We start from the raw sequence: 22,252 nt of genomic DNA on the forward strand, positions 1-22,252 counted from the left end.
AAATTTTAACCCATGACCGCCACAATCAGCGGGAAAATAAACGGTGCGAGCAGGGAGGTGATAATCCCGCAGATCACCAGTGCGAGTGAGCTAAACGCCCCTTCCTGATAATCCAGTTCAGCGCAGCGCGCGGTGCCCAGGGCGTGCGACGCGGTACCCATCGCCAGACCTCGTGCCGCTTTGGTATGGATACGCATCGCATTCAGCAGGGTATGTCCAAAGACCGCGCCGAGGATCCCCACGAATATCACACACATGGCGCTGATGGCCGGAATCCCCCCCAGGCTGCCGCCCACGGCCATCGCGATAGGCGTGGTGACCGACTTAGGCAGAATAGAGGCCGCAATTTGCGGAGACGCGCCCATCAACAGCGCCACCGAGGTGCCGGTGATCATCGCCACCAGGCTCCCGACAAAACAGATGGTAATGATGGATTTCCAGCGGGCGCGGATCTGGTGCAATTGCTCATATAAAGGAAAGGCGAGCGCCACCACGGCCGGCTGCAGAAGGTCGTTCAAAATTTTGCTGCCGGCAAAGTAGCGTTCATAAGGAATGCCGGTGAGAAGCAGGAACGGGATAATCACCACCATCGCCACCAGCAGCGGATTAAGTAACGGCATTTTGAAACGTGCGGCGAGTTTGCGTGCGGCGAAGAACACTGCCAGCGTTAACGGCAGCGACCACCAGATATTGGCCATCATTGTTTTGTTCCTTTCTGCCCAACCACTTTACGTTCGCCATGCACCAGATGCGAACTCCAGCTTACTACCAGGAAAACCACCAGCGTACTGACCGCGCAGGAGACCACAATGGGTCCGAACTGCGCCTGGAGCAAATCAAAATACTGCATAACCCCGACGCCGATAGGCACGAACAGCAGCGCCATATAGCGAATAAGGACAAAGCAGCCAGGGTTAACCCATCTGGCAGGCAGAATTTGCAATGCCAGCAAAACAAAGAGGATCAACATTCCGATGATGCTGCCGGGAATGGTGATGGGAAGCAGGGATGCGATAAAGATTCCGGCATACAGGCAGGCGTAAATCAGGACGAATGCGCGAAGATATTGCCAGATAATGTTCAATGATTTTCTCATGGTGAAAGTCCTTGATGAAACGCATTCATCATACAATTAAACCTAAAAATGTGCCACGGATCACATCATGAATTTTGAGCATACCAGACATTCCGAAATGGAACGTCTGGTATAACCTCACCGGGTTAACCGCCGGGCTTTCCTCACGCCGGGAGAGCGGCTACTATAGCGCGTCTTTTTTCACAGGTACTGCTATGCGTGTTTTACTGGCCCCAATGGAAGGCGTGCTCGACTCTCTCGTGCGCGAGCTTCTGACCGAGGTGAACGACTACGATCTCTGCGTGACGGAGTTTTTGCGCGTGGTCGATATGTTGTTGCCAGTAAAATCATTCTATCGCCTTTGCCCGGAACTGCATCATCAGAGCCGCACCTCTTCCGGCACGCTGGTGCGCATTCAGCTACTGGGTCAGTATCCCGAATGGCTGGCGGAGAACGCGGCTCGTGCCGTAGAGCTTGGTTCCTTTGGGGTTGATCTCAACTGCGGTTGCCCATCCAAACTGGTGAATGGCAGCGGTGGCGGTGCCACCTTGCTGAAAGATCCGGAGCTGATTTACCGTGGCGCAAAAGCCATGCGTGAGGCTGTACCGTCGCATCTGCCGGTGACGGTAAAGGTGCGTCTTGGATGGGACAGCGACGCGCGGCAATTTGAGATTGCCGATGCCGTGCAGCAGGCCGGGTCCACTGAGCTGGTGGTGCATGGCCGCACCAAAGAAGATGGCTATAAAGCCGAACGTATTAACTGGCAGGCGATTGGCGAGATCCGCAAAAGACTCACCATTCCCGTTATTGCCAACGGGGAAATCTGGGATTACGAAAGCGCGCAGGCGTGCCTGAAAGAGACTGGCTGCGATGCGGTGATGATTGGCCGCGGCGCGCTTAACGTACCAAACCTCAGCCGGGTGATTAAATATAACGAACCACGTATGCCGTGGGCTGATGTGGTCGCGCTGCTGAAAAAATACAGTCGCCTCGAAAAACAGGGTGATACCGGGTTATATCACGTCGCGCGAATTAAGCAGTGGCTCAGTTATTTACGCAAAGAGTACAGTGAAGCGCTGGGGTTATTTCAGGAGATCCGCACGCTGCAGACTTCCGCTGATATTGCACGGGTGATTCAGTTCAAATAATAAGCGTTAATTTGCTCACACTTTTTTAAAATATAAAACAAAGCAGGTTTTCAACGTGACGCCACGATGTTAAGGTGCCACTGTATTCAACGCAGGATTGTTACTGGTTAACAGGCAAAACCTAAGCGTTTCACAGCACGTATCGCTGTGGAGCGCTTAGGTTTTTTTTTGCCTGTCATTTACGCAGGAGAGAAATTTGGCGTAACAATTTTTACTGACGTCTTTCACTGAAATGAATAATTAAATCGCGACAGGAAAAGAGAATTTTCCTGCGACGGCTTACGCACTCAATACTCACTCACAGGTTGTTATGATGGCATATAAAAATATACACACTACACTGTGCGCGCTCGCCTTAATAACATTCCCCCCTTTATCAGGGGCACAGGAATGGAATGGAACGGTGTTAGGTTTTGAAGCGCCACCGGACCCTCTCCTGGGCGATATGGGCGGCATCCGCAAGATCATTAACGATAACGGGTTTACTTATAATCTGGGCTATCTGAACGAAATCGCCTGGAACGGAGGTGGCGGCTATAACCACGATTCTCACGTGGCGTATATTGATCAGTTTGCGCTGACCTTTAATCAGGATCTGGAGCGCTGGACAGGCGTGCCGGATGCGCGGATCGAAGGAAATATCGTCAACCGTAATCACAATGACGATCTCACCACCAGGCGTGTTCAGGATCCGCGCGTTAACTTTAACGACCTGACCCAGGAAAGCTGGGGAGGGCAGTCGATTACCCGCCTGGGCTGGCTCACCTTTGCCCGCAGTTTTGACGATCGGCGTCTTACCTGGCGCATCGGGATGATGAACAAAGTGCAAACCTTTGATCAAATCATTCCGTGTGACTTCCAGTTGCTCTCGCAGTGCGGCGGGAAATCTGCCAACTCACTGACCTGGAACAACTGGAACGTACATACCTGGGGCTCCACGCTAGCGTATAAAGTAACGCCCACGCTGACCATAAAAGGCGGTGTGATGGAGCAAAACCCGGACGCGTCAAGCCGCAGCCATGCCTGGAGCTGGTCAACAAAGGGCAGCAAAGGAATATTACTCCCGGTTGAAATCGAAGCGCGTCCGCATATCAACGGTCTGCCGGGCGCGTACAATCTGGGCGTAGTGTTTACCAATGCGCCGCAAACCGATTTTTACCGGGGTAAATCCGGTGGGGCGGGTGCGAGCGACCCGGATGGATTTGATAAGCACAACCGCACCTGGTTTATGTATGCCGGGCTAAACCAGCAACTGACCCAACATCAAAATGATCCGAATCGTGGGTTGAGCGCCTCTTTCAGCATGAGTCTTGCCGATCAACGCACGAACTCTATGCACCAGGTATACGCAGCCTCTCTGCGATACCGTGGGTTGTTTAATGCGCGTCCACAAGACTGGATTGGCTTCGGTCTGACCTGGATTGATATGAGCAGCCAGTACGCACGCAACCAACGCTACCTGAATAGCCTGAGCGGGGCTTCCGATTATAACGATCCGGCATACCATCCTGTGCCGGACCATTCGCTGAACGGTGAGTTCTACTATCGCTTTCGTCCGCTGTCATGGCTGGAGCTACAGCCGGGCATTCAATACTGGCACCATCCTGGTGGGGTTTCCCACACGCAGGATGCCTGGGTAACTGAGCTGAAAACGGTGGTGACCTTCTGAGATCACCGTAGCAAGTTCGATCTGCGTCACGTTTCTAACTCGTGACATATTGAGGCTACGAATGAAACTGATAGAGTGCCAGAACTGGATTGTTACTGCTTAGGCAGGCAAAACCTGATTTTCTGGCATCTGCCGGAGGTCAGGTTTTTTTGTTTCTGGGGTTCCGATGAAAATCGCCAAAATTCTTAATAATAATGTGGTGGTTGTTCAGGATGAACGCGGATGTGAACAGGTCGTGATGGGGCGTGGGCTGGGGTTCCAGAAACGCGTCGGTGATGAACTGGATACCGCGCTTATTGAAAAGGTGTTTGCATTACAAAGCGATGAGTTGATGCGTCGACTCGGAGAGCTGCTCAGCCAGATCCCGCTTGAGGTGATGACCACCTGTGACTGCATTATTGGGCAGGCAGCGCAGCGGCTGGGGAAACTGCAGGACAGTTTGTATATCACCTTAACGGACCACTGCTACTTTGCGATTGAACGCCAAAAGAAAGGGCTGGCAATCAAAAATGTGCTGCTGTGGGATATTAAACGTCTCTATCCGAAGGAGTTCGAATTAGGGCAGGAGGCGCGGGCCATTATCGCCAAACGCCTGAATGTTGAACTCGAGGAGGATGAAGCCGGGTTTATCGCGCTGCATCTGGTGACGGCGCAACTGAATAGCGAAATGCCGGAAGTGATGCACGTGACGCGGGTGATGCAGGAGATCCTGCAACTGGTGAAGTATCAGCTACAGCTTGAGTATGACGAAGAGTCGCTCAGTTATCAGCGTTTTGTCACCCATCTGAAATTTTTTGCTCAGCGGATGCTTACCCGCACCGTGGTAGAAGATGATGATGTTTCGTTGCATACGGCGGTAAAGGACAATTACGCTAAAGCCTGGAAATGCGCAGAGAAAATCGCGCAGCATCTGAATAAGAGCTATCAGCGTGAGCTGACAACCGAAGAAATTATGTTCCTCGCGATTCATATTGAGCGGGTAAGAAAAGAGGGGCGCTAAGCCTCAACAATGGGATTGTTACTGCATAATGCAGGCAAAACCCGGGTGCGGTCTTTGAAAAAAGACCGTTCTCGGGTTTTTTTATTTTGTACTCAGTCAACAGGTGCCTTCGGGCATCGGATGTAAGGAAATCGAGATGGAATACCAGGCTTTAGCACAGGATATTCTCGGGCACGTTGGCGGGAAAGCGAACATCGTCAGCCTTGTTCACTGCGCCACCCGGCTTCGCTTCAAACTGAAAGAGAATCAAAAAGCGGATGCGGAAGGGTTAAAGAAAAACCCGGGGGTGATCATGGTAGTCGAAAGCGGCGGTCAGTTTCAGGTCGTGATTGGTAACCATGTGCATGATGTGTGGCTGGCGGTACGCAAGGAAGCAGGGCTGACAGATGATACCCCTGTGGTGGACGATAAGATGGAAAAAGGCAACCTGCTGGGCCGTCTGATCGACATCGTTTCCGGGATCTTCACGCCGTTTATTGGCATCCTTGCTGCGTCCGGTATTTTAAAAGGGCTGCTTGCGCTGGCCGTGGTTTGCGGCTGGCTCACGACTGAAAGTGGCACCTATAAAATCTGGTTTGCCGCAAGCGACGCGCTGTTCTTCTTCTTCCCGCTGGTGCTGGGCTATACGGCCGGGAAAAAATTCGGCGGCAACCCGTTTATTACCATGGTGATCGGCGGGGCGCTTACCCATCCGATGATGATCGCCGCCTTTAATGCGAGCCAACAGCCGGGGGCGGTATCGGAAGCCTTTCTTGGTATTCCGGTTACCTGGTTCAACTACAGCACATCGGTGATCCCGATTATTCTCGCTTCGTGGGTAAGCTGCTGGCTGGAAAAGCAGAGCACCAGGTGGCTGCCATCATCGATGAAAAACTTCTTCGCTCCGCTGATCTGTTTAGGCGTTACTGTTCCACTGACGTTCCTGGTCATTGGTCCGCTGGCGACCTGGCTGAGTCAGATACTGGCGAACAGCTATCAGGGGATCTATGTGCTGGCACCGTGGCTGGCGGGGGCGGCAATGGGGGCACTGTGGCAGGTATGCGTAATTTTTGGCCTGCACTGGGGGCTGGTGCCGCTGATGATTAATAACCTGGCGGTACTGGGGCATGACTCGATGCTGCCCATGTTGCTGCCAGCAGTATTTGGTCAGGTGGGTGCGGCGCTGGGCATTTTCCTGCGTACCCACGATGCCCGCCAGAAAATGCTGGCAGGCTCATCCGTCACGGCCGGGATCTTTGGCATCACCGAGCCAGCCGTGTATGGCGTAAACCTGCCGCTGCGCCGTCCGTTTATCTTTGGTTGTGTCGCTGGTGCTATCGGCGGGGCGATTGTCGGCTTCAGCGATACCCACGTTTATTCCTTCGGCTTCGCGAATATCTTTACCATCGCACAAATGATCCCGCCGGGTGGGGTGAATGCCACGCTGTGGGGCGGCGTTATTGGTACGGTGGTTGCGCTGGTACTGAGCTGTGGCCTGACGCTGGTGGCCGGTATGCCGGGGCGCACAATGCCTGATTCTGCAGTGTCGGTCGGGGAAAACGACGTGTTATCCCCGATGACCGGTACCGTTCTGGCGCTCGATCACGTGCCGGATACCACCTTTGCCAGCGGCCTGCTGGGCAGCGGGGTTGCCATTATTCCTTCAGATAACAAAGTGGTTTCCCCTTTTGCTGGCGTTGTAGCTTCGCTTTTCCAGACCAAACACGCCATCGGCCTGCTCAGTGACAACGGTATTGAAGTGTTAATCCACGTAGGTATCGACACCGTGAAGCTCGACGGCAAGCCATTTACCGCTCATGTGAAGGTGGGGGACAAGGTACAGCCGGGGGATCTGCTGCTGGAGTTTGATCGTCAGGCGATTATCGATGCCGGATACGACCTGGCGACCCCGATTATTATCAGTAATAGCGACGAGTACCGCGAAGTGGTGACCGTGGCGGCAACCTCCGTGAATGCGGGAGCACCGTTACTCAGCGTAAACCATCAATAACAGGAGAATGGAATGAAGACTTTCCCGGATGATTTTTTATGGGGCGGTGCGGTTGCCGCGAATCAGGTAGAAGGCGCTTATCGGGAAGACGGTAAAGGGTTGTCCACCTCTGACGTCCAGCCGCAGGGAGTTTTTGGCCCGGTGGTTGAGCGCGTCGAGGGCGACAGCGGCATCAAGGATATCGCGATTGATTTCTATCATCGATACCCCGAGGACATCAAACTGTTCGCCGAGATGGGCTTTAGCTGCCTGCGCGTTTCCATTGCCTGGACACGCATTTTCCCGAACGGCGACGAGCAGCACCCTAACGAAGCGGGGCTGGCTTTTTACGACAAACTGTTTGACGAACTGGCCGCGCACAACATCACGCCGCTTGTCACACTGTCGCATTACGAAATGCCGTGGGGGTTGGTGAAGCAGTACGGAGGCTGGGCCAGTCGTCAGACCATTGGGTTCTTTGAGCGCTATGCCCGTACCGTATTTACGCGCTACAAAACGAAGGTAAAGCTGTGGCTGACGTTCAATGAGATCAATATGTCTCTGCATGCACCGATGACCGGCGTCGGCCTGCCGGAAACCAGCAGCAAAGGTGAGGTGTATCAGGCTATCCATCATCAACTGGTGGCTAGCGCGCTGGCAGTGAAAGCCTGCCATGAGATCATTGCAGACGCCCGGATTGGCAACATGTTGCTGGGCGGTCTGATGTATCCGCTGACCTGCAAGCCGGAAGATGTCCTGGAAACACTGCAGGAAAACCGCGCCTGGCAATTTTTTGGCGATGTGCAGTGCCGTGGTGTTTATCCGGGGTATATGCAGCGCTTCTTCCGCGATAACGATATCCAGATTGATATCACCGATGCCGATCGTGAGGCGCTGAAATCGACCGTCGATTTTATCTCGTTCAGTTACTACATGACGGGATGTGTCACCGCGGATGAGGCGCTTAATGAGCAGGCTCGGGGCAATATCCTTAGCATGGTACCTAACCCGCATCTGGCTAGTTCCGAGTGGGGCTGGCAGATTGACCCTGTCGGCCTGCGTACCCTGCTGAACGTGCTCTGGGATCGCTATCAAAAGCCGCTGTTTATCGTGGAAAACGGTCTGGGCGCGAAAGACACGCCGGATGCTGACGGCGTAGTGCAGGATGATTACCGCATTAGCTACCTTAACGACCACCTGGTACAGGTGCGTGAAGCCATTGAAGATGGTGTGGAGGTAATGGGTTACACCAGTTGGGGGCCGATCGATCTGGTCAGTGCGTCTAAAGCAGAACTCTCAAAACGCTATGGCTTTATTTATGTCGATCGTGATGACAGTGGAAAAGGGACGTTAGCGCGCAGTCGTAAGAAAAGCTTCTACTGGTATAAAGAGGTTATTGCCACAAAAGGCGCTTCCCTGAAAGCATAATGATGTGAATTTGCCCGGCGCTGAGCCGGGCAATGAAATCAGAAAATCATCTTGAATACACCGGTTACCACCAGCAGCCCTATCAGAAATATAATTAAAATAACCCACAGTAATATTTTCATTCGCTTCTCCCGCGTCTGTTTGTCGAAAGTAAGTGTAGCAGTGAATTTATAATGAAGATGAATTCACTCATTTAATTCATTCTTATGATGAATAATTTTCTGAGTATGAAAATGTATGACAAATTGCGGGTTGCCACGCGTTACTAAAAAAAAGAGCGACGTCTGGCGTAAGTTGCGCCTTTATTTTTCGCGTGAATGGCGTAATGAAACCTTTATCTCTGAGTATTCCCCTGGTTTTTATTCTGGTGGCCTGCGCGCCGGAACATGCCTCGGTTTCCCCTGTAAATATGCAATCAACAACGGCTGCGGTGAATACTACGCTGAGCCATACCGCGTGGCCGAAAGATGCATGGTGGAAAACGTATAACGATCCTGAACTCAATTCGCTGATTGCGAAGGCGCTGAACGATGCGCCGGATATGCAAATTGCCCGTCAGCGCATCACGCTGGCGGAAGCGCAGGCAAAAGCCACCCTGGCCGCCGGAGGGCCGGAAATTGATTTCTCAGCGGATGCTGAACGGCAAAAAATGTCGGCCGAGGGGCTGATGGGGCCCTTTGCGATAACCGATCCGGCGGCGGGAACCACCGGACCGTGGTACACCAACGGTACTTTTGGTCTGAGCGCGGGCTGGGATCTCGATTTGTGGGGGAAAAATCGTGCACGGGTTGAAGCCCGAATTGGCCGGGTAAACGCGCAAAAAGCGGAGCTTGAGCAAACCCGGCAACTGCTTGCCAGCAGCGTCGCACGTCTTTACTGGGCGTGGCAAACCCAGGCCGCGGTGGGGGATGTCCTCACGGAGATTAAACACCAGCAGGACACGATTATTGCAGCCGACCGCGAACTGTATCAGCATGGGATCACCTCTTCCGTTGAGGGCGTCGAGACCGACATCAACGCCAGCAAAACTGACGAGCAGCTGGCAGAGGTGAACGGAAAAATGAAAGCCGTTGAGGCGCGTCTGAGCGCCCTGACGAACACCTCCTCAGTGACGCTTACACGCCACGCCTTACCCACAGTAGAAGCCTCGCTCCCGGCCACGCTGGGGTATGAACTGCTGGCACGTCGACCGGATTTGCAGGAGGCTCGCTGGTATATCGAGGCCTCCATGAGTGACGTTGAGGCCGCCAGAGCAGCCTTCTATCCCGATGTGAATCTGATGGCTTTCTTACAGCAGGATGCCCTGCACCTGAGCGATTTGTTCCGCTCTTCTGCGCAGCAGATGGGCGTCACCGCCGGGCTGACGTTGCCCATTTTCGACAGCGGCAGGCTAAACGCCGAGCTGGATATTGCCCAGGCGCAGAACAATCTCTCCGTCGCGCGTTATAACAAAGCGGTGGTGGATGCGGTGAATCAGGTGGCGCGCACGGCCAGCGAAGTCGAAACACTGACCGCCAAAAACCAGCACCAGCAGCGTGTCGAAAAAGAGGCTGCCCGCGTTGTTGCACTGGCTCAGGCCCGCTTTCGCGCCGGCATTATCGCCGGCTCCCGCGTGAGTGAGGCCAGAATACCGGCCCTCAGGGAGCAGCTCACCGGGGTGATGCTCAAAGGCCAGTACGTTGACGCCACGCTGCAGCTGACCTCGGCGCTGGGGGGCGGCTATCATCAGGGCTAAAAAGCGCGATTATCTATACTTACCTCTTTGCAGCTTTTCTGGAGGTGAGTATGACCAAAGTCGCGATTGTTACCGCATCGGATTCCGGAATTGGGAAAACCACGGCCCTGATGCTGGCTGAACGAGGGTTTGATATCGGCGTCACCTGGCATTCTGACGAAAAAGGTGCGCTGGAAACCTGCCGCGAAGTCGAGGCGAAGGGGCGGCGTGCAGAGGCGGTTCAACTTGATTTAAGCACTCTCCCGCAGGGCGCGCAGGCCATTGAAACGTTAATTACGCGCTTTGGTCGGCTGGACGTGCTGGTCAACAATGCCGGGGCGATGACCAAAGCGCCGTTTCTCGACATGCCGTTTGAGGAGTGGCGGGGGATTTTTACCGTTGACGTGGATGGCGCGTTTCTCTGTTCGCAGATCGCTGCGCGTCAGATGGTGAAGCAGGGAGAGGGGGGGAGAATTGTGAACATTACCTCGGTGCATGAACACACGCCTTTACCGGATGCCAGTGCGTATACGGCGGCCAAGCATGCCCTGGGCGGATTAACCAAATCCATGGCGCTGGAGCTGGTCGAGCATAACATCCTGGTGAATGCCGTTGCGCCAGGTGCCATTGCCACGCCAATGAATGACATGGACGACAGTGAAGTGAAGGCCGGTTCGATGCCCGCGATCCCGCTCGCGCGGCCGGGGCATACCAAAGAGATTGCCAGCCTGGTGGCGTGGCTGTGTGACGGTGACGCCAGCTATGCTACCGGGCAATCATTTATTGTCGACGGCGGTTTTATGCTGGCGAATCCGCAATTTAAGCCCGCCGGGTAGAAACTTTTCGCCCTCTCTTTGTGCGAGAGGGCGCCATTGCACTTACTCTTCATCCCGCGTCTTTTCCCGATGCTTCAGCCACAGCCGGACCGCAATTACCGCCACGACAATCAGGATAACCCATGCCCAGTGCTTCAGATGCTGGTCAACATTATGCAGCCACGGACCAATCACTTCTCCACCCACATAACCGAGCGTGGTAAAGATCAGGGCCCAGGCAATCGCGCCAAGAATGTTCAGCGGCAGGAAAATTTTCGGCGGTAAATGGCTGGCGCCAATCAGTATTGGGCCGATAATCCGAAAGCCGTACATAAAACGGGTGCCAATCACGAACAGGTAAGGGTGACGCTGGATAAGCCGTTGGGCACGGTGAATTTTCTTGCGGTGCTTTGAAAAGCGCTTCAAAAGCATGGGGCCAAAGCGCAGTCCCAGAAAGTAGAGCAGCTGATCGCCAATCATCCCGCCGAGTGCGACTGCGGCAACAACAAGCGGGAATTTGAGTAACCCCTGATGCGCGGCCACCCCGCCGAGCAGCGTGATGGTTTCTCCTTCCGCCACGCTGCCAACGACCAGTGCAGCGTATCCATATTGTTCAATAAGACTGTTGATATCCATTACGTCAATGTCATCTCCCTTATTATGCCTCGGTTAATCATATACCCCATGAATCAATAACGGGGCAATCAACGGAAATTTCCCACTGTACATAAAATAATCTCAGGCCTGCATTATACTTAAGATATTGCTGACGGGCCGACAACAAGGGGGCGTTATGAACCATGTCTGGGGACTTTTCTCCCATCCCGATCGTGAAATGCATGTCATCAAAACGGAGAACGAAACGGTCTCGCATCATTACACGCATCATGTGCTGCTGATGGCAGCGGTGCCTGTAATCTGCGCGTTTATTGGCACAACACAAATCGGCTGGAACTTTGGTGATGGCACCGTGGTTCAGCTTTCCTGGTTTACCGGTCTTTCACTGGCCATTCTCTTTTATGGCCTGATGCTGGCGGGTGTGGCTGTCATGGGGCGTGTCATTCACTGGATGGCGCGTAACTATCCGCAACGTCCATCGCTGGCACACTGTATGGTTTTCGCCGGGTATGTCGCGACACCGCTGTTCTTAAGCGGTATTGTGGCGTTGTATCCACTGGTCTGGTTGTGCGCGCTGATCGGTACTATTGCCCTCTTTTACACCGGTTATCTGCTGTATCTGGGGGTACCAACCTTCCTCAATATCAATAAAGAAGAGGGCCTGAGCTTCTCCAGTTCAACGCTCGCTATCGGCGTGCTGGTGCTGGAAGCGCTACTGGCTCTGACGGTTATTCTGTGGGGTTATGGATACCGTCTCTTCTAGGCTCACTGCATTGCTGGCGTAAATGCCAGCAATGCAGCATCTGTTCACGATTATCCTCTGGCGACAAAGCCCGGTGACCGCTATGATGCCGAAGCCAGCCTGCGTTTCTCCATCGACACAGGCGGTGTACGTCATAACGTGCGTGAATAATTATCAGAAGTCTCACCATGCTGAAATTCCGAGTCTCTTTACTTAGCCTGGCCCTGTTGCTGGGAGCGTCCGCTGCCGCGCCAGCGATCGCCAAAACGCCCGCCGTGACCACCGCTGCTGCCCAGCCGCAAATCGCTTCCGGCAGTGCGATGATTGTTGATCTCAACACCAATAAGGTGATTTACGCGAGCCATCCGGATCTGGTACGCCCGATCGCTTCGATTACCAAATTAATGACCGCGATGGTAGTGCTTGATGCACATCTGCCGCTGGACGAAAAACTGAAAGTGGATATCAGCCATACGCCGGAGATGAAAGGGATCTACTCTCGCGTGCGACTGAACAGCGAAATCAGCCGTAAAAACATGCTGCTGCTGGCGCTGATGTCTTCTGAAAACCGCGCGGCGGCGAGCCTGGCCCACCACTATCCGGGTGGCTATGACGCATTTATTCGTGCGATGAACGCAAAAGCCAAATCGCTGGGGATGACCAATACCCGTTACGTCGAGCCGACTGGCCTGTCGATTCACAACGTCTCCACGGCCCGCGACCTGACAAAACTGCTGATTGCCAGCAAACAGTACCCGCTGATTGGTCAGCTCAGTACGACCCGTGAAGAGATGGCGACCTTTGCGAACCCGGCCTATTCGCTGCCGTTCCGTAATACTAACCATCTGGTGTACCGGGATAACTGGAATATTCAGTTAACGAAAACCGGGTTTACTAACGCGGCGGGACACTGCCTGGTGATGCGTACCGTATTCAACGGTAAACCGGTGGCGCTGGTGGTGATGGATGCCTTTGGTAAATACACCCACTTCGCGGATGCAAGCCGACTGCGTACCTGGATTGAGACGGGGAAAGTGCAGCCGGTACCGGCCGCGGCGTTGACCTACAAAAAGCAGAAAGCGGAGCAGATGGCAACCGCCCAGAACGACTGAGCCGGATTGCTGATGACTGTGTTTTCGCCCTCTCCCACGGGAGAGGGCAACAGACCTCGCTGCGCCTTACTCCGGCAGCGTCCAGTCTCCGTCATTGAGTGAGCGCTGCATGATCACCGTATCCCGCCAGTCACCTTTCTTATACCCGACGCTGCGTAACTGACCGACGATTTCGAAGCCGTATTTCTTATGCAACCGTAACGAGCCGGCATTGTTGTTGCCATCCCCCACAACGGCAATCATCTGCCGCCACGGTCCTTGCTCGCAGCGGGCGATCAGCGCATCCATCAGGACGGAGCCAAAACCACGACCGGTAGTACTCGCATCCACGTAAATCGACTCTTCCAGAGTGTAGCGATAGGCATGGCGCGGACGGTAAGGCGTCGCGTAGCAGTAGCCTACGACGATGCCGCGATACAGCGCGACAAGCCACGGTAAGCCATTCTCGGCCACGCTTTTCATTCGCTGACGCATTTCATCAACGGTGGGGGGAACTTCTTCAAAGGATGCGCGCCCGTGAAGCACATGCCAGGCGTAGATAGCGGCGATAGCATGCACATCGTCGGGAAGGGCATCGCGCACTTCCACTTCGGTTTCGGATAAAATATCAACAGCCGACATGATGTGCCTGCTCCTCGTAACAGATGCCGGAGAAACGTTTCTCCGGCGACAGAACGCTACTCTAGTACGATTAAGGCGCGCTTAACAATCTCTCAAATTTGGCTGTGGGAATTAATCAGACGCTTGCGTCACGGGCTGCTCCGCGTCAGGACTCTCTTTCCAGTATTTATTCCGCGTTGTTTTACCAATGCCGGGGTTCATGCTGTTTGTGGGGTCATTCTCGCGATAAAACTGCTTAAGTGCGTCAGGAGCCTTATAAAGATGCCCCACGTTATGTTCCGCAGGATATTGTGCGCCTCGCGCGTGCAGCAGCGCGAGCATCTGCTCTTTCAGCGCGTGCGCATCGACCCCTTTCTTAACGATGTAATCCTGGTGGAAGACGTAGCACATAAAGTGGCCGTAATAGAGCTTGTGGACCAGCTTGCTGTCGATTTCCGGCGGCAGGTGTTCAAACCACTCGGTATCGTTGCGGCGAAGGGCGATATCCAGCGCCAGAATGTCTTCCACCTCGTCTGAATGCACCGCCTGATAACGAATGGCGGCACCCGCGGCGGCGAAACGGTGCAGGAAGGCTTTGCTGCCCTCTTCAGGGGTACAGGCAAAGAAATCGCCTTCGGCAGTTTTGAAGAATTCACTGAGCCAGGTTTGCGCTTCGGCAATTCCGTCCCCGGCCATTTTCAGCAGCAGGTGATGCTCGTACTTATCGCGCCAGGTTTTCATCCGCTCCGGCAGATGTGACGGGAAGACGTTGCCCAGTTTCTGCATAAAGCGGTCGGTAAAGTGGGGTTTAAACAGCGGCACTTTTTCCAGCATCGCGTCGGTACGGCCCTTCATGGTGAAGAAGAACGGCATTTTATCGGTGCCGAGCTTGTCGATCATCAGGAACGTATCTTTGCCGTAGCGTTCCGCGATGTCGTAAATATCACGGTGCATGTACTCGCCCGCCACCGGCAGGTGAGCGAACTCGCCCAGAATATGACGACGGATCTCGGTCAGCACGTCCGGCTGATTGGTGCCGATGTAGAACACCTGCTGTTTTTTCTCGGCCGGGAAGGTGTCGAGGCGCACGGCAAAAACAGCCAGCTTGCCCGCACAGCCCGAAGATTCAAACAGGCGGTCAGGGTCGGCGTTGTAACGTGCCGGGGTATCCGCTTCGATATCCCGTACGCGGGTGATGTAATCGTGGTCGTGAGCATGACGACCGTCGTGCTGGACGTCTTCATCTTTCACCCGATCGTCGTCGAGCTTACTCAGGATCTGCTCCGGCGTAACGCCAAGATCAATGCCCAGATGGTTGACCAGGGTCAGCTTGCCGTTTTCGTCGATACGGGCAAAAAGTGACATCTCGGTGTAAGCCGGGCCGCGCTGCACCAGCGAACCGCCGGAGTTATTGCAGATCCCGCCGATCACGGAGGCGCCAATACAGGATGAGCCAATGACCGAATGCGGTTCGCGTCCCAGCGGCTTAAGCGCTTTTTCAAGGGAGTAGAGCGTCGTGCCAGGGAACGCGAGCACCTGCTCGCCTTTATCCAGCAGATGCAGTTTGTCGAGACGAAGGGTGCTGATGATCACGATGTCACGATCGTAATCGTTGCCGTTCGGCGTTGAGCCTTCAGTCAGGCCGGTGTTAGCCGCCTGCATGAGAATAATTTTGTCGGCGGCCACGCAGGCGCTCAGGACGCGCCAGAGTTCAAGCAGCGTGCCGGGAAACACCACCGCCAGCGCCTCGCCCTGACCGGAACGAAAGCCCTTACGGTAGCGGGCGGTTTTTGCCGGGTCGGTAAGCAGGTGAGAGGAGCCAACCAGGCGCGACAGTTCGTTAATAAACGTCGTGTTATCGTGAGTTCGAACAGAAGACATCTTCCACTCCTTGTGGTGGGGCAAATTTCTCGCTGTAAAGCATAGCGCGATTAACTGTTAAGCGGTCGAGTATTCACGAGAAAAATCAGAGAATAACCCTGCAACGTTCTGAGGGTTTGTGGCACACTGCGCTTTTCGCACGGTCTGGCCGAGTTCTTCCGGCGGTTATTGATGAGAGAGTAAAACGACATGAAATGGCTATGTTCTGTAGGTGTCGCCGTCAGCCTGGCGCTGCAACCTGCGCTGGCAGAGGATTTGTTTGGCAATCACCCGCTCACGCCTGAAGCCCGGGACGCGTTTGTCACGGAATTGCTCAAGAAAATGACGGTCGATGAGAAAATTGGCCAGTTGCGTCTTATCAGCGTCGGCCCGGATAACCCGAAAGAGGCCATCCGCGAGATGATCAAAGACGGGCAGGTCGGGGCTATTTTTAACACCGTCACCCGCCCGGATATCCGCAAAATGCAGGATCAGGTGATGGAACTCAGCCGCCTGAAAATTCCGCTGTTCTTCGCCTATGACGTGGTGCACGGTCAGCGTACCGTCTTCCCGATTAGCCTTGGTCTGGCATCGTCCTTTAACCTTGATGCGGTGAAAACCGTGGGGCGCGTTTCCGCCTATGAAGCGGCGGATGATGGCCTGAATATGACCTGGGCACCGATGGTGGACGTCTCCCGCGATCCGCGCTGGGGCCGCGGCTCAGAAGGGTTCGGTGAAGATACCTATTTAACAGCCACGATGGGGAAAACCATGGTGGAAGCGATGCAGGGTAAGAGCCCGGCAGATCGCTACGCGGTGATGACCAGCGTCAAACACTTCGCGGCCTATGGCGCCGTGGAAGGGGGTAAAGAGTACAACACCGTGGATATGAGCCCGCAGCGGCTGTTCAACGACTACATGCCACCGTACAAAGCGGGGCTGGATGCCGGCAGCGGCGCGGTGATGGTGGCGCTGAACTCCCTCAATGGCACGCCGGCGACCTCCGATTCGTGGCTGCTGAAAGACGTTCTGCGTGACCAGTGGGGCTTTAAGGGCATTACCGTCTCTGACCACGGCGCCATTAAAGAGCTCATTAAGCACGGTACCGCCTCCGATCCGGAAGATGCGGTACGCGTGGCGCTCAAGTCCGGCATCAACATGAGCATGAGCGACGAGTACTACAGCAAATACCTGCCGGGGCTGGTGAAGAGCGGTAAGGTGACCATGGCGGAGCTGGACGACGCCACGCGCCACGTGCTGAACGTGAAATATGATATGGGGCTGTTTAACGACCCGTACAGCCACCTGGGGCCGAAAGATTCTGACCCGGTAGACACCAACGCGGAAAGCCGTCTGCACCGCAAAGAGGCTCGCGATGTGGCACGCGAAAGCCTGGTGCTGCTGAAAAACCGCCTCGACACGCTGCCGCTGAAGAAATCCGGCACCATTGCCGTGGTGGGACCGCTGGCTGACAGCAAGCGCGACGTGATGGGGAGCTGGTCTGCAGCGGGGGTGGCCGATCAGTCCGTCACGGTGCTGACCGGTATCAAGAACGCCGTGGGTGAGAACGCGAAAGTGGTTTACGCCAAAGGGGCGAACGTCACCAATGATAAAGACATTGTCACCTTCCTCAATCAGTACGAAGAGGCGGTGAAGGTCGATCCGCGTTCGCCGAAAGAGATGATTGATGAAGCGGTGAACACCGCTAAGCAATCTGACGTGGTTGTCGCGGTAGTGGGTGAAGCGCAGGGGATGGCGCATGAGGCCTCCAGCCGTACCGACATCACCATTCCGCAAAGCCAGCGCGATCTGATTGCCGCCCTGAAGACGACCGGCAAGCCGCTGGTGCTGGTGCTGATGAACGGTCGTCCGCTGGCGCTGGTTAAAGAAGACCAGCAGGCCGACGCGATCCTGGAAACCTGGTTCGCCGGTACTGAAGGCGGTAACGCGATTGCCGACGTGCTGTTTGGCGATTACAACCCGTCAGGCAAGCTGCCAATGTCCTTCCCGCGCTCGGTCGGGCAGATCCCGGTTTACTACAGCCACCTGAATACCGGCCGTCCGTACAACGCCGACAAACCGAATAAGTACACCTCCCGTTACTTCGATGAAGCGAACGGCCCGCTGTATCCGTTTGGTTACGGTCTGAGCTACACCACCTTCAAGGTTTCTGACGTCAAAATGTCTGCGCCGACCCTGAAGCGTGACGGCAAAGTTACCGCAAGCGTCGAGGTGAGCAACACCGGTAAACGCGAAGGGGCAACGGTCATTCAGATGTACGTCCAGGATGTGACCGCCTCCATGAGCCGTCCGGTGAAACAGCTGCGTGGCTTCGAGAAGGTCAACCTGAAGCCGGGCGAAACCAAAACCATCAGCTTCCCCATCGACGTGGATGCGCTGAAGTTCTGGAACCAGCAGATGAAATATGATGCGGAGCCAGGCAAGTTTAACGTCTTTATCGGGGTCGATTCCGCCCGCGTTAATAAAGGCGAGTTCGAGCTGCTCTGACGTTTCCCTCCCTTGCATCCCCCGCTTTGCGGGGGATGCGTCTTACCTTATGTTAAAAAGGCATTTTGACGGTTAATTCCGCCGTTTTAAGCTACGCTTTTCTCTCAAGCCTCTGAAAAAGGCAGCAAAAAAATGAGGACAGTGGAATGACGATTGCAAAGGGGATGTTGGGTTCAGCGGTGTTACTGGCGGCGCTGAGTCTGCCATTACAGGCGGCAGAACCGGTAAAAGTGGGTTCCAAGATAGATACCGAAGGTGCGTTGCTCGGTAACATTATTCTGCAGGTACTGGAAAGCCACGGTGTTAAAACCGTCAATAAAGTCCAGCTGGGAACCACGCCTGTGGTACGCGGCGCGATTACCTCCGGCGAGCTGGATATCTACCCGGAATACACCGGCAACGGCGCGTTCTTCTTCAAAGATGAAAACGATCCGGCGTGGAAAAATGCCAAAGCCGGGTATGAAAAAGTCAAAAAACTCGACGCTGAGCAAAATAAGCTGGTCTGGCTGACGCCAGCGCCGGCCAACAATACCTGGACCATCGCGGTGCGCAAGGACGTGGCGGAGAAAGGAAAGCTGACCTCGCTTGCGGATTTGAGTCGCTACCTGAAAGAGAAGGGTGACTTTAAGCTTGCGGCTTCCGCTGAGTTTATTGAGCGTCCGGATGCGCTGCCGGCGTTTGAAAAAGCCTATGATTTCAAACTGGATCAGGCCCAGCTGCTCTCTCTGGCGGGCGGTGATACCGCGGTGACCATCAAAGCCGCTGCGCAGCAAACGTCGGGCGTTAATGCGGCGATGGCTTACGGCACCGACGGCCCGGTCGCGGCGCTTGGCCTGCAAACCTTAACCGATCCAAAAGGCGTCCAGCCGATTTACGCCCCGGCACCTGTCGTACGGGAAGCGGTACTTAAAGCGTACCCGGATATTGCTGAATGGCTCAAACCGGTCTTCGAAAAGCTGGATGCAAAAACGCTGCAACAGCTGAATGCCAGCATTGCCGTTGAGGGACTGGATGCCAAAAAAGTGGCCGCCGATTTCCTGAAACAACAAGGGCTTGTGAAGTAACAGGACAGGGCTGTGCCAATAAAATGTCATAACCGCGTACTGCTGCTGTTGGCCTGTGTGGCCATAGCGGCGGTCGCGTTACCGTTTGTGAATGTGGCCCCGAATCGCCTGATGTCGGGGGAGAGTCGCTCGCTCTGGCAGGTCTGGTCATTTACGCCGTGGTTGCTGGTGGCGGCGCTGGGCGCATGGGTTGCGTTGTCGCTCTGGCAAGGACGCACGGCTCAGTGGCTGACGCTGCTGCTTTGTGAAGGGCTGTTTATCGCCTTATTCTGGGGAGGCGGGCTTGCGGCAACGCACATGACCTCGGCGGAAAGTCCGCTGGCAAGAACCTCTGTGGGTAGCGGTTTGTGGCTCTGGCTGGCGCTGTGTCTGCTGGCCTGCAGCGATGCTATTCGCCGTCTTATCTCAACATCCGTCTGGCGCTGGATACTCAATGCCCAGATATGGTGTATTCCATTGCTGCTGCTGTTTAGCGGTGAGCTGAATAATCTCTCGCTGTTAAAAGAGTACGCCAACCGTCAGGAGGTGTTTAATGACGCGCTGGCGCAACACCTCACTATCCTCTTCGGTACCCTGATCCCGGCCTTACTGCTCGGCATACCGCTGGGTATGTGGTGCTATCGCCATCCTTCACGTCAGGGTGGGGTGTTTGCCGTACTGAATGTGATTCAGACCATCCCGTCCGTCGCTCTGTTTGGCCTGTTGATTGCTCCGCTGGCCGGGCTGGTGACGTCGTTCCCGGTGCTGGGAACGATGGGGATCGCCGGAACCGGTTTAACGCCAGCCCTTATCGCGCTGGTGCTCTATGCGCTGCTGCCGCTGGTGCGCGGCGTGGTGGCCGGGCTGAGCCAGGTCGCGCCGGACGTGCTGGAAAGTGCCCATGCAATGGGGATGAGCGCGAGACAATGTTTCTGGAAGATCCAGCTGCCGCTGGCTTTGCCCCTGCTGCTGCGCAGCCTGCGGGTGGTGGCGGTGCAAACCGTTGGCATGGCGGTGATTGCGGCGCTGATTGGCGCGGGCGGCTTTGGCGCGCTGGTTTTCCAGGGGCTGTTGAGTAGCGCCCTGGACCTGGTGTTATTGGGCGTGGTGCCCACGATTGCGCTGGCGGTTGTCATCGACGCGCTGTTTGCCTTATGGCTCGCGCTGCTCAGGAGAAGAGCCAATGATTGAATTTCACGATGTCAGTAAAACCTTTGCGGGTCGTCCGGCGGCAAGCCATCTCAACCTGAATTTTGCCGAGGGCGCATTTTCCGTGCTGATTGGCACATCGGGGTCGGGAAAATCCACCACCCTGAAGATGATTAACCGCCTGGTTGAACATGACAGCGGTCTGATCCGCTTTGCCGGAGAGGAGATCCGCAGCCTGCCTGTGCTGGAACTGCGTCGTCGTATGGGGTATGCCATCCAGTCTATCGGCCTGTTCCCGCACTGGACGGTCGCGCAGAACATCGCCACCGTGCTGCAGCTGGAGAAATGGTCGCGGGCAAAAACTGCCGACCGGGTTGATGAACTGATGTCTCTGCTCGGGTTAGAACCTGCGCTACGTGACCGCTACCCGCACCAGCTTTCCGGAGGCCAGCAGCAGCGGGTGGGCGTGGCGCGTGCGCTGGCGGCCAATCCGCAGGTGTTACTGATGGATGAACCCTTCGGCGCGCTGGATCCGGTCACGCGTGCCGCACTGCAGGCGGAAATGACCCGCATTCATCGCATTCTGGGGCGAACAATCATTCTTGTGACGCACGATATTGATGAGGCGCTGCGTCTGGCCGACCATCTGGTGCTGATGGACCATGGTGAGGTGGTGCAGCAGGGGACGCCGCTTGAGCTGCTGACCTGGCCGAAAAACGATTTTGTGCGTGAGTTTTTTGGCCGCAGCGAGCTGGGTGTCAGGCTGCTCTCGCTGCGTACGGTCAGCGACTATATGCGTCGACAGGACGCGACGGTGCGTGGCGAGCCTCTGCAGGAACAGATGAGCTTGCGGGATGCGCTTTCGGCGTTCGTTGCCCGTCAGTGTGAAGTGTTGCCCGTTGCGGATGCCCGGGGCGCGCCAAGTGGCACCCTGCATTTTCTCGATCTGCTGGCAGGGGAGGTGACACGTGAAGGCTCTTCGTGATCCGCTGCTTTGGCTGGTCGTGCTCTTTGTCGCTTTGCTGTTTCTGATGCCGCACAGCGCGGCGCTGTTTAGCACGCTCTTCCCCGACCTGCCGCGCCCGGTGTATCAGCAGGAGAGTTTTATTAATCTCGCCCTGGCCCATCTCTGGCTGGTGGTGCTCTCAAGTGCCATCGCTATTGTACTGGGCGTGGGGGCGGGCATCGCGGTCACGCGGCCCGCGGGACGGGAGTTTCGCCCGCTGGTGGAGACCATTGCGGCGATTGGCCAGACGTTTCCGCCGGTGGCGGTACTGGCGATTGCAGTGCCGGTGATGGGCTTTGGTCAGCAACCGGCCATCATTGCGCTGATTTTATACGGTGTGTTGCCCATTCTGCATGGTACGCTGGCCGGTATTGCGGCGGTACCTGCGTCGGTACTGAGCGTTGCTGAAGGGATGGGGATGAGTCGCGCAGAGCGGTTGCGCAAAGTTGAACTCCCCCTGGCGGCACCGGTCATCCTTGCGGGGATCCGTACGTCGGTGAGCATCAATATCGGGACGGCGACCATTGCGTCGACGGTGGGGGCCAACACCCTGGGAACGCCGATTATCATCGGCTTAAGCGGGTTCAATACGGCCTATATTGTGCAGGGGGCGTTGCTGGTCGCGCTGGCGGCAATCGTCGTCGATCGCGTTTTTGAGCGTCTGGCGCAGTATCTCAGCCGACACCGCCACGAACAATAAACGAATACCCGGCCAGCATCACGCCGCCGATACCGCTTACGGCCATCAGAACAAAAAGGGTAATTACGGCCAGTTTGGTTGCCTTCATCATGTGCT

At 55.4% G+C, this 22,252-nt stretch carries 20 protein-coding genes; 14 read left to right on the forward strand and 6 right to left on the reverse strand.

Annotation, left to right across the window (positions count from 1 at the left end):
* Window positions 1-5: 5 nt before the first annotated feature.
* Together AB6731_RS00850 and AB6731_RS00855 are read right to left on the reverse strand one after the other, a co-directional pair.
* The gene (locus AB6731_RS00850) at window positions 6-701 is read right to left on the reverse strand and encodes a CidB/LrgB family autolysis modulator (protein WP_014170901.1); all 696 of its coding nucleotides are present in this window, start codon (window positions 699-701) and stop codon (window positions 6-8) included.
* Window positions 698-1,096 (reverse strand): CidA/LrgA family protein, encoded by a 399-nt coding sequence (locus AB6731_RS00855; RefSeq protein ID WP_020883202.1) that lies wholly within the window; start codon window positions 1,094-1,096, stop codon window positions 698-700. Before AB6731_RS00855 ends, AB6731_RS00850 begins: the two co-directional genes overlap by 4 nt.
* Window positions 1,097-1,290: 194 nt before the next feature.
* Between AB6731_RS00855 and dusC the strand changes: the two genes are divergently transcribed.
* From dusC to AB6731_RS00890, 7 genes are all read left to right on the forward strand, one after another.
* The gene (gene dusC, locus AB6731_RS00860; protein WP_371005758.1) at window positions 1,291-2,223 is read left to right on the forward strand and encodes a tRNA dihydrouridine(16) synthase DusC; all 933 of its coding nucleotides are present in this window, start codon (window positions 1,291-1,293) and stop codon (window positions 2,221-2,223) included.
* Between the two features lie 313 nt (window positions 2,224-2,536).
* Window positions 2,537-3,892, forward strand: a complete 1,356-nt coding sequence (locus AB6731_RS00865) for a carbohydrate porin (RefSeq protein ID WP_047366482.1) — start codon at window positions 2,537-2,539, stop codon at window positions 3,890-3,892.
* A 166-nt stretch (window positions 3,893-4,058) separates the two neighbouring features.
* Complete coding sequence (gene licT / locus AB6731_RS00870) at window positions 4,059-4,892, forward strand: BglG family transcription antiterminator LicT (protein ID WP_014170897.1); 834 nt, start codon at window positions 4,059-4,061, stop codon at window positions 4,890-4,892.
* A gap of 136 nt (window positions 4,893-5,028) precedes the next feature.
* On the forward strand, window positions 5,029-6,882 hold the full coding sequence (bglF, locus tag AB6731_RS00875; RefSeq protein WP_040017986.1) for a PTS beta-glucoside transporter subunit IIABC: 1,854 nt from the start codon (window positions 5,029-5,031) through the stop codon (window positions 6,880-6,882).
* Between the two features lie 12 nt (window positions 6,883-6,894).
* Window positions 6,895-8,289: a glycoside hydrolase family 1 protein gene (locus tag AB6731_RS00880; RefSeq protein WP_371005759.1), complete on the forward strand. Its 1,395-nt coding sequence runs from the start codon at window positions 6,895-6,897 to the stop codon at window positions 8,287-8,289.
* Between the two features lie 325 nt (window positions 8,290-8,614).
* Window positions 8,615-10,024: a multidrug resistance outer membrane protein MdtQ gene (gene mdtQ, locus AB6731_RS00885; protein ID WP_079231860.1), complete on the forward strand. Its 1,410-nt coding sequence runs from the start codon at window positions 8,615-8,617 to the stop codon at window positions 10,022-10,024.
* A 50-nt stretch (window positions 10,025-10,074) separates the two neighbouring features.
* Window positions 10,075-10,839, forward strand: a complete 765-nt coding sequence (locus AB6731_RS00890) for an SDR family oxidoreductase (RefSeq protein WP_020883205.1) — start codon at window positions 10,075-10,077, stop codon at window positions 10,837-10,839.
* Window positions 10,840-10,881: 42 nt separating this feature from the next.
* Here the strand turns inward: AB6731_RS00890 and AB6731_RS00895 are convergent, their stop codons facing one another.
* On the reverse strand, window positions 10,882-11,454 hold the full coding sequence (locus AB6731_RS00895; RefSeq protein WP_371005760.1) for a DedA family protein: 573 nt from the start codon (window positions 11,452-11,454) through the stop codon (window positions 10,882-10,884).
* Between the two features lie 157 nt (window positions 11,455-11,611).
* Here AB6731_RS00895 and AB6731_RS00900 point away from each other — a divergent pair, with 157 nt between their 5' ends.
* Together AB6731_RS00900 and pbpG are read left to right on the forward strand one after the other, a co-directional pair.
* Complete coding sequence (locus AB6731_RS00900; RefSeq protein WP_014170891.1) at window positions 11,612-12,199, forward strand: Yip1 family protein; 588 nt, start codon at window positions 11,612-11,614, stop codon at window positions 12,197-12,199.
* A gap of 167 nt (window positions 12,200-12,366) precedes the next feature.
* Window positions 12,367-13,290, forward strand: a complete 924-nt coding sequence (gene pbpG, locus AB6731_RS00905; protein ID WP_014170890.1) for a D-alanyl-D-alanine endopeptidase — start codon at window positions 12,367-12,369, stop codon at window positions 13,288-13,290.
* A 66-nt stretch (window positions 13,291-13,356) separates the two neighbouring features.
* Here the strand turns inward: pbpG and AB6731_RS00910 are convergent, their stop codons facing one another.
* Entirely contained in the window at window positions 13,357-13,911 is a 555-nt protein-coding gene (locus AB6731_RS00910; RefSeq protein WP_014170889.1) for a GNAT family N-acetyltransferase, read from the reverse strand.
* Between the two features lie 111 nt (window positions 13,912-14,022).
* Window positions 14,023-15,771: a D-lactate dehydrogenase gene (dld, locus tag AB6731_RS00915; protein ID WP_020883209.1), complete on the reverse strand. Its 1,749-nt coding sequence runs from the start codon at window positions 15,769-15,771 to the stop codon at window positions 14,023-14,025.
* A gap of 189 nt (window positions 15,772-15,960) precedes the next feature.
* Between dld and bglX the strand changes: the two genes are divergently transcribed.
* The 5 genes from bglX (at window position 15,961) to AB6731_RS00940 (ending at window position 22,156) form a co-directional block, all read left to right on the forward strand.
* Window positions 15,961-18,258, forward strand: coding sequence for a beta-glucosidase BglX (gene bglX, locus AB6731_RS00920; RefSeq protein WP_059306313.1), 2,298 nt, complete (start codon window positions 15,961-15,963; stop codon window positions 18,256-18,258).
* 146 nt (window positions 18,259-18,404) lie between these two features.
* Window positions 18,405-19,322 (forward strand): ABC transporter substrate-binding protein, encoded by a 918-nt coding sequence (locus AB6731_RS00925; protein WP_014170886.1) that lies wholly within the window; start codon window positions 18,405-18,407, stop codon window positions 19,320-19,322.
* Window positions 19,323-19,334: 12 nt separating this feature from the next.
* Window positions 19,335-20,492, forward strand: coding sequence for an ABC transporter permease (locus AB6731_RS00930; RefSeq protein ID WP_063156638.1), 1,158 nt, complete (start codon window positions 19,335-19,337; stop codon window positions 20,490-20,492).
* Entirely contained in the window at window positions 20,485-21,435 is a 951-nt protein-coding gene (locus AB6731_RS00935; protein ID WP_371005761.1) for an ABC transporter ATP-binding protein, read from the forward strand. Before AB6731_RS00930 ends, AB6731_RS00935 begins: the two co-directional genes overlap by 8 nt.
* On the forward strand, window positions 21,419-22,156 hold the full coding sequence (locus AB6731_RS00940) for an ABC transporter permease (RefSeq protein WP_371005762.1): 738 nt from the start codon (window positions 21,419-21,421) through the stop codon (window positions 22,154-22,156). The genes AB6731_RS00935 and AB6731_RS00940 overlap by 17 nt, the downstream gene beginning before the upstream one ends.
* Here the strand turns inward: AB6731_RS00940 and AB6731_RS00945 are convergent.
* Window positions 22,131-22,244, reverse strand: a complete 114-nt coding sequence (locus tag AB6731_RS00945) for a protein YohO (RefSeq protein ID WP_010433613.1) — start codon at window positions 22,242-22,244, stop codon at window positions 22,131-22,133. The genes AB6731_RS00940 and AB6731_RS00945 overlap by 26 nt on opposite strands.
* Between the last annotated feature and the right edge of the window lie 8 nt (window positions 22,245-22,252).

The sequence above is a fragment of the Enterobacter sp. RCC_40 genome, from assembly GCF_041360735.1.
GTDB lineage: Bacteria > Pseudomonadota > Gammaproteobacteria > Enterobacterales > Enterobacteriaceae > Enterobacter > Enterobacter ludwigii.

What these genes read in the sequence shown, in the direction of transcription:
- AB6731_RS00850 (WP_014170901.1), bottom strand. Translation starts at nt 701, where the DNA reads ATGATGGCCAATATCTGGTGGTCGCTGCCGTTAACGCTGGCAGTGTTC.
- AB6731_RS00855 (WP_020883202.1), bottom strand. Translation starts at nt 1,096, where the DNA reads ATGAGAAAATCATTGAACATTATCTGGCAATATCTTCGCGCATTCGTC.
- dusC (WP_371005758.1), top strand. Translation starts at nt 1,291, where the DNA reads ATGCGTGTTTTACTGGCCCCAATGGAAGGCGTGCTCGACTCTCTCGTG.
- AB6731_RS00865 (WP_047366482.1), top strand. Translation starts at nt 2,537, where the DNA reads ATGGCATATAAAAATATACACACTACACTGTGCGCGCTCGCCTTAATA.
- licT (WP_014170897.1), top strand. Translation starts at nt 4,059, where the DNA reads ATGAAAATCGCCAAAATTCTTAATAATAATGTGGTGGTTGTTCAGGAT.
- bglF (WP_040017986.1), top strand. Translation starts at nt 5,029, where the DNA reads ATGGAATACCAGGCTTTAGCACAGGATATTCTCGGGCACGTTGGCGGG.
- AB6731_RS00880 (WP_371005759.1), top strand. Translation starts at nt 6,895, where the DNA reads ATGAAGACTTTCCCGGATGATTTTTTATGGGGCGGTGCGGTTGCCGCG.
- mdtQ (WP_079231860.1), top strand. Translation starts at nt 8,615, where the DNA reads ATGAAACCTTTATCTCTGAGTATTCCCCTGGTTTTTATTCTGGTGGCC.
- AB6731_RS00890 (WP_020883205.1), top strand. Translation starts at nt 10,075, where the DNA reads ATGACCAAAGTCGCGATTGTTACCGCATCGGATTCCGGAATTGGGAAA.
- AB6731_RS00895 (WP_371005760.1), bottom strand. Translation starts at nt 11,454, where the DNA reads ATGGATATCAACAGTCTTATTGAACAATATGGATACGCTGCACTGGTC.
- AB6731_RS00900 (WP_014170891.1), top strand. Translation starts at nt 11,612, where the DNA reads ATGAACCATGTCTGGGGACTTTTCTCCCATCCCGATCGTGAAATGCAT.
- pbpG (WP_014170890.1), top strand. Translation starts at nt 12,367, where the DNA reads ATGCTGAAATTCCGAGTCTCTTTACTTAGCCTGGCCCTGTTGCTGGGA.
- AB6731_RS00910 (WP_014170889.1), bottom strand. Translation starts at nt 13,911, where the DNA reads ATGTCGGCTGTTGATATTTTATCCGAAACCGAAGTGGAAGTGCGCGAT.
- dld (WP_020883209.1), bottom strand. Translation starts at nt 15,771, where the DNA reads ATGTCTTCTGTTCGAACTCACGATAACACGACGTTTATTAACGAACTG.
- bglX (WP_059306313.1), top strand. Translation starts at nt 15,961, where the DNA reads ATGAAATGGCTATGTTCTGTAGGTGTCGCCGTCAGCCTGGCGCTGCAA.
- AB6731_RS00925 (WP_014170886.1), top strand. Translation starts at nt 18,405, where the DNA reads ATGACGATTGCAAAGGGGATGTTGGGTTCAGCGGTGTTACTGGCGGCG.
- AB6731_RS00935 (WP_371005761.1), top strand. Translation starts at nt 20,485, where the DNA reads ATGATTGAATTTCACGATGTCAGTAAAACCTTTGCGGGTCGTCCGGCG.
- AB6731_RS00945 (WP_010433613.1), bottom strand. Translation starts at nt 22,244, where the DNA reads ATGAAGGCAACCAAACTGGCCGTAATTACCCTTTTTGTTCTGATGGCC.